Origin of the sequence: Oceanobacter kriegii DSM 6294 (genome assembly GCF_000422845.1) — a bacterium.
GTDB lineage: Bacteria > Pseudomonadota > Gammaproteobacteria > Pseudomonadales > Oceanobacteraceae > Oceanobacter > Oceanobacter kriegii.
The window spans coordinates 145,666-157,703 of record NZ_KE383934.1; the positions used below are offsets into that span (position 1 = coordinate 145,666).

Here is a 12,038-nt window from a genome sequence, read left to right on the forward strand (position 1 = left end):
AAACAGTATATTGATCGCTTCTACAACAGAACTCGTCTGCACTCTGGCTTGGGATACATGAGTCCGTTAGAGTACGAGGCGATAAATGGATAACTGCAATGTGTCCGGAAAAGCGGGTGAGGATCAACTGAAAAGCGTGGCGGGACGCGCAAAAAGCGCGCGCTCCAAGGCCGGGCGTTATGCATCTTAGGGGTGAAAGTGTCTACCATATTTGCTTTTGTTAAACTATTTGAAAATAGAGAATATGCAGAAGATTTTGTGGACGGCAAATTGTTCATGAATACCATTCGCTCATTCAAAGAGTACAAGGATGAATCGGGCGAGTTACGAGGTGACGAATATGAAGGAATAGTTGCGCTATACCAGCCTGATAAATTAGGTGAAATCCGGTTTGATGAGCATGTAATTCCGGCTTCGGATTTGGCTGCACCTATAGTCGTACATGGAGATCATCTGCTAAGTCATAATGTCTTCTGTATATATTCTCTGAACAGCCGAGGTCATGAGACCGTATCGGCGGAAACCCTATCAGATTTCAAGCGAACTCTTGAACTTCATGATTCGTGTTTTGGATTGGGTAAGTTTTGTGTTGTTATCTTGAATGCATCACAGTTTATTGAACGTTGCAAGGCCGCAATAGAAAAGCTCAATGTAAATGGAAATCTTGGGTTGGTTGACTATTTCGATGAGCATGAATTTCACGGAAGTATGCCAGAGGAAAAACTCGGTTATCAAAAGCGTAGTTTATTTTCTCATCAGCGTGAATATAGGGTAAAGATTGATACCGCTCGTCCTGAACCAAGTCCTTATATTTTGGAGGTTGGGGATTTGAGTGATATCGCGGTAATAACTACGCCAAAAGAATTTAATTCTCAGTTGGAATTGAAACTGCCGGATGGAAGTCATGCATAACAAAGCGCTGCTACGGAAAATTTACTCGCTAGCGCTCGCAAATTTCTGCAGAGCGCGGCGTTAAATACAATCAGAATCTCCGAAGTCCCATGAAAAGCCGCTTTGATACTCACTAAAGCGGCTTTTTTCAACCGATGATCCGTTAGTCGTGTCAGGCCATCGCCGGGCTGAAGAAAAAACCACCTCAGTGATCTCTCCCCATTGCCTTGCGATAAACCTCATTCTGTTCCCGTTTGCCAACTGCCAGCACGGTGACAACGACGATATTGTCTTCAACCTTGTACACCAGCCGATAGCCAGATTGGCGCAGTTTGATTTTGTAGAGGTTGTCAGCGCCGGAAAGCTTTGAGGCGGGTACGTGCGGGTTTTGCAGCCGTTCGGCCAGCTTTTTCTTGAATTGCTGTTGTAGCGTTGCTCCGAGCTTTTGCCATTCTTTCAGGGCGCTCTTTTTAAACTCGAGCTTATAAGTCATCCAGATTTACCGCGATGCTTGCTTCGGATTCGCGTTCTTTGGCGATGGCCAGCAGCTCAAGGTCTTCGAGCCTGTCCATCATCATTTCATAGGCGGCAGCAGGCACGCAGTAGAAGGCGGGTTCGTTGCGGTTAAGTACGGCAACGGCTTCGCCGTGGGCGCTGGTGGCGACTTTCATTGGGTTGGCTTTCAGTTCGGTGATGCTTGCAGCAACGTCGGCCAGAATTCTTGTGGTCATTTAAGAGATCTCTTAAAAGGTCTTTAATTCGGTCATTTTAGTCTTGTGAGTATATTCCGACAATACCGGCATAACAGCGCACTCCGACCAAAGCAGCTCGGCTAGACAGGGCCAGCAAGTTTCTGAAGGTTGCTCCTCATCTGTTTCTGCTTGTTACTTGCATGTTTTCTTAATCTATCAGTTATTTATTCTTGATAGCCAAAACACTATCATTTGCATCGGTTTATTTGATTTCTAAATTTGATAGCCAAAGCCTAAATTAACAGTGTCTTCCAAACACAGCCAACCAGAGTTGGCGCAGGAGCTTTCGATGATCAAGACACTGACTTTTGCTGTGATGCACTTTTCCGTTGCGTTTACGGTGGCGTATTTGCTGACTGGCGATTTGCTGGTCGGTGGCTTGGTTGCTCTGATTGAGCCTGCCATCAACACGGTTGCTTTTTACTTCCACGAAATGGCGTGGAGTATGAAAGAGAAGATCCGTTCGGTGGGTGAGTCTACCGTTAGCGGTTGGGTGGCGGTGCAGTCTGAGGGGGCGGGCCGTTAACTCGTTGTGTTTGTGTAGCAGCCGGTGATCCACTGGCCGGTTTGGAATCAGCTCTCTTTTTCTCGCTATTGCCCCGGTGTTGCCGGGGCTTTTTTGTTTCTGTTGGACCGTAGTGTTTGGCCCTATTGTTTGGTTCAGCCGTTTGGCCTGTTTCGACCTATGGACTTGTTTGTGTACGAAGTGCGCTGCCGTTTTTCGGCCATTGGCTGTGGCGCTTCGGGCATATGGTGAGTGGCCTGCTTTAAGCAAAGTCGACAATGTCGTGGCTGGGGCAACAACAATAAATCGCCAAACAGGAATCAGGTTATGTGTAACAAGAGTAATCGCGGTGTGATTTACCAGGGACCGGGTCAGGTCGAGGTTCAGAACATTGCCTACCCGGAGCTGGCGCTGGGCGATCGCAAGTGCGATCACGGCGTTATCCTGCAAGTGATCACCACCAATATTTGCGGCAGTGACCAGCATATGGTGCGCGGCCGTACCACGGCCCCTGCCGGTATGGTGCTGGGCCATGAAATTACCGGTTTGGTGATTGAAACCGGCCGCGACGTTGAATTCATCAAGGAAGGCGACATTGTTTCTGTGCCGTTCAATATTGCTTGTGGCCGTTGCCGTAACTGTAAGGAAGGTCTCACTGGTATTTGTTTGAACGTGAATCCTGCTCGTCCGGGTGCCGCTTACGGCTACGTGGATATGGGCGGCTGGGTTGGTGGTCAGGCGGAGTATGTGATGGTGCCGTACGCCGACTTTAACCTGCTGAAATTCCCGGATGGCGATCACGCCATGGAGAAAATCCAGGATCTGACGCTGTTGTCTGACATCTTGCCGACCGGTTTCCACGGTTGTGTGACGGCGGGCGTTACCGCCGGTAGCACGGTGTACATTGCTGGCGCTGGCCCTGTGGGTTTGGCGGCTGCGGCGTCTGCGCATTTGCTGGGTGCCGCCTGTGTAATCGTTGGCGATATGATCGAAGAACGTCTGGAACAGGCGCGTTCGTTCGGTTGTGAAACCATCGACCTGAAAGCCGATGGTGATATGGGCGACAAGTTTGAAGCGATTCTGGGCGAGCGCGAAGTGGACTGCTTCGTAGACTGTGTCGGCTTCGAAGCCCACGCCTGTGGTTGTGGCCATAAGACGGAAGCGCCAGCAACCGTGCTGAACTCGGCCATGGAACACACCCGTGCCGGTGGTCAGATTGGTATTCCGGGCCTGTACGTAACGGAAGACCCGGGTGCCGAAGATGAAAACGCCCGTCAGGGGTCCCTGAGTATGCGCTTTGGTCTGGGGTGGGCGAAGTCACATTCGTTCCACACCGGTCAGTGTCCGGTAATGAAGTATCACCGTAGCCTGATGCAGGCGATTTTGTTCGACAAGCTGCAAATCGCCAAGGCGGTTAACGTGGAGGTGATTTCATTGGACGATGCGCCGAAAGGCTACGAGGCGTTTGATGGCGGCGCGGCGAAGAAATTTGTGATCGACCCACATGGTATGACGAGGTCGTAAGCAAGTAGGTAGTGGGGGATGGGCAATTGTGCCAATCGTTTTGTAGGTCTGATAAAGACGCGAAGCGGCTGCCATCTGACAAGCTCGTTTGCCGTGACGTTGTCGGATGGCGCAAGCTTATCCGACCTACAAATTGCTACTTACGCAGCTCATAGGGTGGGCGCTTGTGCCCATCGTTTTGTAAGTCTGATAAAGACGTGAAGCGGCTGCCATCTGACGAGTTTTCCGTGTTCTCGTCGGATGGCGCAAGCTTATTCGATCTGAAAATGGCTATTTAGACAGATTCCGCCAGGTCGCTGCGGGCGTTACTTAAATCCACCAGTGCTTGGTTAAACTGCTGGAAGGCGCTGAAACGGTCGTTGTCTTCTCCCACCAGGCTTTCTGCCATGGTGTTGATCATATCCAAGGCGTTACCAAAGGGTTGCGCTTGTTCGGCGCTGGCCAGCACGCTTTCTACATAATTGGCGAGTGGGCCTTTTACCGATTCCAGCGCTTCGGTTGGGGCGCTGCTGGCGGCTGAAGAGTAGCCTGGCTGCTGATACACATTGGTGGTTTGCACCGAGCGAGACTGGCTTAAATCAAGGCTGAAGGCGGCCAGTTCCGTGCTGTCGTAGCCAATGTCCATGGCCTGCTTGATGGCTTCTCCCATGTTACCTGCGAAGAACTGGTTGCTGAGGCTTTCCACCTGTTTGAACAAGCCATTCAAGGCTTCCATTTCGCCATCGTCCAGCTCGCCTTCCACGCTGAAGCTGAAGGCCTGATCTTGCAGGGAAGAGAAGGCATAACTGCCGTTAGATGAGGCCTCTTCCATGCTGCTGTTCTGTTCGTAGTACACGGTTACGGTGTCGCCGTCGCGGGTTTGCACTTCCAGCGCGAAGGTGTTGCTGCTGTCGGCGCGACTGTAGTTGGCGCTGTTCTGTACGGCGCCGGAGTTGCCACTGGCGCTGGCAGAAGACACTGATGACATCAGTGCGCTAACGGTTAGTTGTTGGCTTTCGGCGACGTCGTCGACGTTGTTCTGGTTCAGGTAGTTTTCGAGGCTGCTGAGGTCGGCCAGGCTGCTGTCGACAATGGAGCGAGAGGTGGCGATTTCAGATTCCAGGTCTTCGCTCAACAAGCCCATGCCATCGAGCATTTCAGTGGCTTCGGCATAACCTTTGGCGACGCCTTCACGGGCGGCTTCCAAACGCGCTTGAATGCGTTCTTCCGATGCCCCCTGGGCTTTCAGGTTGTCGATCCCGCGGGAGACAAATTCCAGAATGTTGTTGGCGGTGGTTTCCGGATCGACCCGTTCGCCCAGCTGGATGCCGGAGCCGCTGTCAGACTCGGTGACTTCACCAGCTCCGTAACCAGATTCGGCTTTGGCCTCGGCACTGCGGGCATTGGTCGAGTTGGCGGTGCTTGAACCCAGAGTTTGGCTGGATTGATAGCCTTTGCCAGACACAAAGTTGTTGAAATCGATCATGGTGCGACCTCCCTTCAGGATGGTGGTCTCGGTGGCAGAAAATCCACTGCCGGATGTGTGATCTGAAGGGTATCGGCCGTTTGCTGGATGGCTTGAGTGAAAAATGTACAGTTTTTTGCTGGTCTAGCGGGCCAGTTTTTCCGCCAGAAAATCCACTAACAGCCGCACTTTGGTCGACAGGTGGCGGCTGTGCGGGTAGAGCGCCCAGATGCCTTCTTCTTCAGGCTGGAATTGCGGCAGCAGTTCTACCAAACAGCCTTTTTCCAGATGTGAGCGTACGTAGTAATCGGGCAGCTGCACCAGCCCCAGCCCTTTGTGAGCGGCATCGACCAGTGCCAGCCCGCCGTTGGTTCGAATGCTGCCGTTCACGCGCAGGATGCGTTCCTTGCCGTTTTCGCGGAAGCGCCAGTAGTCGAGGGTGCCGAGCAGGCAGTTGTGGTGTTGCAGTTCGGACAGCGAGTGGGGTTCGCCGTGGTTACGCAGGTATTCCGGCGAGGCGCACAGGTGCAGTTGGCGGGTGGAAAGGCGTCGGGCTTTCATCGAAGAGTCTTCCAGTTTGCCCAGCCGAATGGCGAGGTCAAAGCCACCGTCAATCAGGTCGACTTTCTGGTTGGTCAGCTGGCATTCCAACTGTACCTGAGGGTGCTGTACCAGAAATTCGTTCAGCAGTGGCGAGATATGGCCTTCGCCAAAGGTGAAGGGGGCGGTCAGGCGAATCAGGCCGCTGGCTTTGTGGCTCAGCGAGCTGAGCGCCCGTTCGGCTTCTTCGAGGCCGTCGAGCAGCGGTCGACAATGTTGATAAAACAGTTGGCCTGCTTCGGTCACCGATACCTTGCGGGTGGTGCGGTGCAGTAACTCCGACGACAAGCGCTCTTCCAGCGCGGCTACCTGACGGCTGACCTGAGCAACCGAGAGCTTCAGGCGGTTAGCGGCTTCGGTGAAACTGTTGGTTTCCGCTACCGCGACAAATTCCCGTACCCCTTCCCATTGTGCCATTTTTACTGTCTCGTAAAGATCAATTGCAATTTATCGGGATTATAACCAAATCGATAAAAACTAGAATCCTCAACGAAATGACCATTTGGGCTGCCGGTTCGGCAGCTGATGAATTACACCTTGAGGATCTGACATGACTGAAGCGATCAAGTGCAAAGCGGCGATTGCCTGGAAAGCGGGCGAACCACTGAAAATTGAAGAAGTGGAAGTTGCGCCACCAAAAGCAGGTGAAGTGCGCGTCAAAATCGTTGCCACTGGCGTTTGCCACACCGACGCTTTCACGCTGTCTGGCGAAGACCCTGAAGGCATCTTCCCGGCGATTCTGGGTCACGAAGGTGGCGGTATCGTTGAGTCTGTGGGCGAAGGCGTAACCAGCCTGAAAGTGGGCGATCACGTGATTCCGCTGTACACCGCCGAATGTGGCGAGTGCAAATTCTGTACTTCTGGCAAAACCAACCTGTGTCAGGCCGTTCGTGCCACTCAGGGTAAGGGTCTGATGCCAGATGGTACCACCCGTTTCACCTGCAACGGTGAGCCAATCTTCCACTACATGGGTTGCTCTACGTTCTCCGAGTACACCGTGCTGCCAGAAATCTCGCTGGCCAAGGTAAACCCGGAAGCACCACTGGAAGAAGTGTGTCTGCTGGGTTGTGGTGTGACCACCGGCATGGGTGCTGTGTCCAAAACCGCCAAAGTCCAGAAGGGCGACACCGTGGCGATCTTCGGTCTGGGCGGCATTGGTCTGTCTGCCATCATCGGTGCCCAGATGGCAGGTGCCAGCCGCATCATTGGTATTGATATCAATGAGTCCAAGTTTGAACTGGCGACCAAGCTGGGCGCGACCGATTTGGTGAACCCGAAGAAATTCGACAAGCCGATCCAGGACGTGATTGTTGAAATGACCGACGGCGGTGTGGACTTCTCCTTCGAATGTATTGGTAACGTGAATGTTATGCGTTCCGCGCTGGAGTGCTGCCACAAGGGTTGGGGTGAGTCTGTGATCATCGGTGTTGCCGGTGCTGGTCAGGAAATCTCTACCCGTCCGTTCCAGCTGGTTACCGGTCGCGTATGGCGCGGTTCTGCTTTCGGTGGCGTGAAAGGCCGTTCCGAACTGCCAGGCATTGTTGAAGACTACCTGGCGGGCAAGTTCGCGCTGAACGACTTCATCACCCATACCATGGAGCTGGAGAAGATCAACGAAGCGTTTGACCTGATGCACGAAGGCAAGTCGATTCGTTCTGTTATTCATTACTAACAGTCGGGTGTCTGGGGCTGGGCGTCTGGCGCTTGGCTCCTGATTCCGGCCTGGTAGGTTGGGCTTTGCCGAACACATTGATGGGCGGGGCCCATCCTACGCCAAATACTAACAGTCGGGCGTCTGGCGCATGTTGCTCCAGACGCCTGACTCCAGACTCCAGACTGGAGAAATCCAATGGAAATGATTAGTCAGAACAAGGTGTTTGACGGTTGGCACAAGCAGTACGAGCACGACTCGGCTGTGTTGAACTGCCGCATGCGCTTTGCGATTTATCTGCCGCCAAAAGCGGCGCAGGGTGCCGAGGTTCCAGTGCTGTACTGGCTTTCCGGCTTGACCTGCACTGATGAAAACTTCATGCAAAAAGCCGGTGCCCAGCGTATTGCTGCGGAGCTGGGCATTGCCATTGTGGCGCCGGACACCAGTCCTCGCGGCGACAATGTGGCCGATGAAGACCGTTACGATCTGGGCAAGGGTGCGGGTTTCTACGTCAACGCCACGCAGGAGCCTTGGAGCAAGCATTACCACATGTACGATTACGTGGTGAAAGAGCTGCCGGAGCTGATAGAAGCGACCTTCCCGGTATCTTCCAAAAAGGCCATCGCCGGTCACTCCATGGGTGGTCACGGTGCACTGACCATTGCGCTGAAAAATCCGGGCATGTTCACCTCGGTATCGGCGTTCAGCCCGATCACTAATCCCATCAACTGCCCGTGGGGCCAGACTGCGTTCACAACCTATCTGGGTAACGACCGTGAGTTGTGGAAGCAACACGACAGCTGTGAGCTGATTGCTGCCGCTGGCGACGTGCGTACTCCGGCGCTGGTGGATCAGGGGGAAGCGGATAACTTCCTGGTGGAACAGCTGAAGCCGGAAGCGCTGGAAGCTGTTGTGGCTGAAACCGGTTACCCACTGACTCTGCGTCTGCACAGTGGGTACGATCACAGCTACTACTTTATTTCTTCCTTCATTGAAGAGCATCTGCGTTTCCACGCCGAGAATCTGGGTGCCTGAATCTTTGACGTGAGCTGTTTTAGCTCGTCTTGATCCGGTGCTGGCAATACGAAAAAGCCGGTCTGATGTGAGTCAGACCGGCTTTTGTGTTTCTGGCTGGTTTACTGATAGCGCGCTTGTCAGAGCGGGTGAATCTGATCAAACGAAGGCACGGCCATATGGCCTGGTTCTTCTGCAATCTCACCGTCTCGAATCAGCCAGCAGGTTTGCATTCCGGCGTCGCGGGCAGCATCCAGTTCGGCTTCGATATCCGACAGGAACAGCACTTCGTCGGCCTGTAAGCCGTCGATGTCCTGTTGCAGGGCGGCAAGGATATTGCGGTAGGAATCCGCTTGTTGCTTGTGGCCCACCTGAGTGTCGAAGTGACCGCTGAACAGCGGTAGCAGGTCGCCGTCCTGGCTGTAGCCAAAGAACAGTTGCTGGGCTTTCACAGAGCCGGACGAATACACGTACAACGCCAGACCTTGCTCTTTCCACTGCTTCAGACAGCGGGTGGCGTCGGCGTACATATGCGCCTGATAGTCACCGTTCTGGTAGCCCTCGGCCCAGATCAGTCCTTGCAGGGCTTTTAATGGCGTGGCTTTGCGGTCTTCGGCAATCCAGTCGAGCAGGGTGTTGATGAGGGCGTCGGTGTCGGCACTCAGATCATCCAGCGACACTTCGCTGTCCGGCGCTTCGTCCAGCAGCAGCTGAGCGGTGGCCGCCAGTTGCTGTTGTACTTGCTCGTTGTTCTGGTTAGCCCGGACGTAACCGGACAGGTGTTCGGCCGCGTAGGGAAACAGCACTTCCTTCACAAAGGAAATGGACGAGGTGGTGCCTTCAACGTCGGTGAGGATTACCTTGATGGTCATACGTATTGGCCTCAGTTTTCCAGACGGTTAAAACGCTCGGCGATGGTGTCGCCGGTGTAGTTGGCAACCCAGCCTTCCGGGTTGTTGAACAGACGGATGGCGATAAAGCCCGGGTTTGGCCCCATGTCGAACCAGTGTGGGGTGTTGGCCGGTACAGAAATCAGGTCGCCCTGACGGCACAGCACTTCGTAGACCTTGTCTTCAATGTGCAGGCTGAACAGGCCTTCGCCGGCCACAAAGAAACGCACTTCGGCTTCGCTGTGACGATGTTCGCTGAGGAATATCTGGCGCAGTTCGTCTTTTTTCGGGTTGCTGGCGTCGAGGCTGACAACGTCGACAGTTTGGTAGCCTTCTTCGTTAATCAGGCGGTCGATGTCGCTCTGGTAAGCAGCAATCACGTCTTCCTGCGCGGCACCGGGTGCCAGTTCGGCTTCGGTCTGCCATTTTTCAAAACGCACACCCACTTCGTTGAGTTTCTCGGCGATGCGGCTGTGTTCATCACTGGCAAACAGCAATTGGGTGGTGTCACGTTGCGGGTAAACCTTGAGGCTGGAATGGCCGATGCTTTCGATCAGGTCCATGTCGACTGAGTTAAGAGAGGACTGACGGTAGCGCAGAGGGCGAAGCTTTTGATGGCGGGTACGAAAGTCCTTGCGGGTAAGGCTCTGACGCATGAGGTATCTGGGCTTCGGTGGTGTTTTCATAGTGTCCTCTGGCTCGGTTGCGGTGCCATCTCATGGGGGCGGCACATGGGCTGTGCCTTGTTGATTCTGTTTTCCGGCGGCTGTTTGCCACCGGGTTGGCCTGACAGCTCAGGCCAGTGCCATTCGTTTCATTTCCAGCTGGTAGCCAAACAGGTGCTCGAGGGCTTCCAGATGACGGAAACATTCCGCCAGATCACGGCCCCAGGTGTAAACCCCGTGGCCACGAATCAGGTAGGCATGACCTTGCTGGTGCTGCTGCATTCGCTGCTCGACCAGACCGGACAGGCGTTCGATATCCTGATCGTTGTCGAATACCGGAATCTCCATGCGGCATTCGTGGGTAGTCTGGCCAGCAAAGGCTTTCAGCAGTTCCCAACCTTCCAGCACCAGTATGTCGTCTTTAACGATGTGCGACAGTACCACGGCGTTGTGGCTGTGGGTGTGCAGCACCGCGCCAATGTTCTTATCGCGTTCGTACAGTTGGGTATGCAACAGGGTTTCGGCGCTGGGTTTGCCCGGAGTGTGAGGCTTGCCTTGCCAGTCGACCACCAGAATCTGCTCCGGAGTCAGCTCGCCTTTGTGCTTACCAGAGCTGGTCAGCGCACAGCACTGGTCGCTCAGGCGTACCGAATAGTTGGAGCTGGTGGCCGGCGACCAGTCGCGGTCGTACAGCAGTTTGCCGTACTTGCAGAGGTCTTCAGCCGCTTGCTGAAATACAGACGCTTCGAATTCGATCATGACAACTCCGGATCAGCTGCGATTGAACAGTTCGGCCATGGCTTCGGTGGTTGGGTTACGAACGATGCCTTTTTCGGTAACGATAGCGTCAATCAGTTCGGCCGGAGTAACGTCGAACGACGGGTTGATGGCGTTGCAGCCCTCTGGCGCAATTTGCTTGCCCTGAATGCTGGTCACTTCCTGCATTGGGCGCTGCTCGATTGGAATCAGATCGCCGGAGGCCAGTTCCATATCGAAGGTGGTGGTGGGTGCTACTACCATGAATTTCATGCCGTGGTGCTTGGCGTTTACGGCCAGGCTGTAGGTGCCAATCTTGTTGGCGACGTCGCCGTTGGCGGTGATGCGGTCGGCACCCACGATGACCCATTCTGGCTTTTCAGCACGGAACAGCTGGGCTGCGGCACCGTCGCATACCAGTGATACCGGAATGTCATCCTGCATCAGTTCCCACGCGGTCAGGCGAGCACCTTGCAGCCATGGGCGGGTTTCGCCGGCGTACACGTGCTGGATCTTGCCGTCGGCAAAGGCGGAACGGATCACGCCCAGTGCGGTACCGTGGCCGCCGGTGGCCAGTGCGCCCGTGTTGCAGTGTGTGTACACCTGCACGCCGTCGGAAATCAGGCTGGCACCAAACTGCCCCATGGTGTGGTTGGCCTGGATGTCTTCTTCATGAATCTTGCGGGCTTCCGCCAACAGGGTTTGGCCGTCGCTGGTGTTCAGCGACGCCATACGCTCCAACGCCCAGAACAGGTTCACCGCGGTCGGGCGGGATTCCGCCAGTACCTTATAGGCTTCGGCCAGATCACGACCCGCCAGTGCATCCAGCGCGTAACCGTAGGCGGCGCTGATACCAATGGCCGGTGCGCCACGTACCACCATCTCGCGGATGGCATCGGCGGTTTCAGCAGCGGTTTTGCATTCAATCATGCTGTGTTCGTGAGGCAGCACACGCTGATCAAGCAGGAACAAGGACTGCTGACGCCATTCGATGGCTACAACCTGGGACTGGGAAGACTGGGACATGGCGGCGGGTTTCCGAAGCAATGAACGACAAAAAAGTATAGATAACGCGACGCCGGGAAACGGGCATCAGAAAGCGCCGCATTCTAGCGCGAAATGGCAGGGGTGTCGTTAATGTTGCAGGGTGTCGGGAGTGGTGCGGGCCGCGCAGGCTCGGGGGGGGGGCGGGTAGGAGGGATGTGATGTAGGAGCAGGCTTGCCTGCGATGGTGCAGTTGGTACGGGTAGTGTAGAGGGTGCAGGTGGTGGGCACGAGTGCCCACCTTGTTTGTTGTGGGAGGTAGCTTGCTGCCGATGGTTTATCGAGAGCAAGCTCTCTCCCAC

General features: G+C 54.7%; 13 protein-coding genes. 5 read left to right on the top strand and 8 right to left on the bottom strand.

What is annotated here, in order from left to right; genetic code table 11:
• The first annotated feature begins 198 nt into the window (after positions 1-198).
• A complete protein-coding gene (locus tag G516_RS0119460; RefSeq protein ID WP_156879116.1) occupies positions 199-912 on the top strand; it encodes a hypothetical protein in 714 nt (237 codons plus the stop codon).
• Between the two features lie 184 nt (positions 913-1,096).
• On the opposite strand, the gene G516_RS0119465 is transcribed toward G516_RS0119460, so the two are convergent.
• Together G516_RS0119465 and G516_RS0119470 are read right to left on the bottom strand one after the other, a co-directional pair.
• On the bottom strand, positions 1,097-1,384 hold the full coding sequence (locus G516_RS0119465) for a type II toxin-antitoxin system RelE family toxin (RefSeq protein ID WP_028295060.1): 288 nt from the start codon (positions 1,382-1,384) through the stop codon (positions 1,097-1,099).
• Positions 1,374-1,622, bottom strand: a complete 249-nt coding sequence (locus tag G516_RS0119470; RefSeq protein ID WP_028295061.1) for a type II toxin-antitoxin system Phd/YefM family antitoxin — start codon at positions 1,620-1,622, stop codon at positions 1,374-1,376. Before G516_RS0119470 ends, G516_RS0119465 begins: the two co-directional genes overlap by 11 nt.
• Positions 1,623-1,932: 310 nt before the next feature.
• Here G516_RS0119470 and G516_RS23450 point away from each other — a divergent pair, with 310 nt between their 5' ends.
• Entirely contained in the window at positions 1,933-2,169 is a 237-nt protein-coding gene (locus G516_RS23450; protein WP_051219638.1) for a DUF2061 domain-containing protein, read from the top strand.
• 306 nt (positions 2,170-2,475) lie between these two features.
• A complete protein-coding gene (fdhA, locus tag G516_RS0119480; RefSeq protein ID WP_028295062.1) occupies positions 2,476-3,672 on the top strand; it encodes a formaldehyde dehydrogenase, glutathione-independent in 1,197 nt (398 codons plus the stop codon).
• Positions 3,673-3,946: 274 nt separating this feature from the next.
• On the opposite strand, the gene G516_RS0119485 is transcribed toward fdhA, so the two are convergent.
• Positions 3,947-5,137 carry a DUF5610 domain-containing protein gene (locus G516_RS0119485; RefSeq protein WP_028295063.1) on the bottom strand — a complete coding sequence of 397 codons (1,191 nt, stop codon included), beginning with the start codon at positions 5,135-5,137 and terminating at the stop codon, positions 3,947-3,949.
• A gap of 123 nt (positions 5,138-5,260) precedes the next feature.
• The gene (locus G516_RS0119490) at positions 5,261-6,133 is read right to left on the bottom strand and encodes a LysR substrate-binding domain-containing protein (RefSeq protein ID WP_028295064.1); all 873 of its coding nucleotides are present in this window, start codon (positions 6,131-6,133) and stop codon (positions 5,261-5,263) included.
• 133 nt (positions 6,134-6,266) lie between these two features.
• Between G516_RS0119490 and G516_RS0119495 the strand changes: the two genes are divergently transcribed.
• Together G516_RS0119495 and fghA are read left to right on the top strand one after the other, a co-directional pair.
• A complete protein-coding gene (locus G516_RS0119495) occupies positions 6,267-7,388 on the top strand; it encodes an S-(hydroxymethyl)glutathione dehydrogenase/class III alcohol dehydrogenase (protein WP_028295065.1) in 1,122 nt (373 codons plus the stop codon).
• A gap of 177 nt (positions 7,389-7,565) precedes the next feature.
• Positions 7,566-8,402, top strand: coding sequence for an S-formylglutathione hydrolase (gene fghA, locus G516_RS0119500; protein WP_028295066.1), 837 nt, complete (start codon positions 7,566-7,568; stop codon positions 8,400-8,402).
• Between the two features lie 119 nt (positions 8,403-8,521).
• Here fghA and mtnC read toward each other — a convergent pair whose 3' ends face one another.
• The 4 genes from mtnC to mtnA form a co-directional block, all read right to left on the bottom strand.
• On the bottom strand, positions 8,522-9,253 hold the full coding sequence (mtnC, locus tag G516_RS0119505) for an acireductone synthase (RefSeq protein ID WP_028295067.1): 732 nt from the start codon (positions 9,251-9,253) through the stop codon (positions 8,522-8,524).
• Between the two features lie 11 nt (positions 9,254-9,264).
• Complete coding sequence (locus tag G516_RS0119510; RefSeq protein WP_028295068.1) at positions 9,265-9,834, bottom strand: 1,2-dihydroxy-3-keto-5-methylthiopentene dioxygenase; 570 nt, start codon at positions 9,832-9,834, stop codon at positions 9,265-9,267.
• 231 nt (positions 9,835-10,065) lie between these two features.
• On the bottom strand, positions 10,066-10,695 hold the full coding sequence (locus tag G516_RS0119515) for a methylthioribulose 1-phosphate dehydratase (RefSeq protein WP_028295069.1): 630 nt from the start codon (positions 10,693-10,695) through the stop codon (positions 10,066-10,068).
• Positions 10,696-10,707: 12 nt separating this feature from the next.
• Entirely contained in the window at positions 10,708-11,718 is a 1,011-nt protein-coding gene (gene mtnA, locus G516_RS0119520; RefSeq protein ID WP_028295070.1) for an S-methyl-5-thioribose-1-phosphate isomerase, read from the bottom strand.
• Positions 11,719-12,038 lie beyond the last annotated feature (320 nt).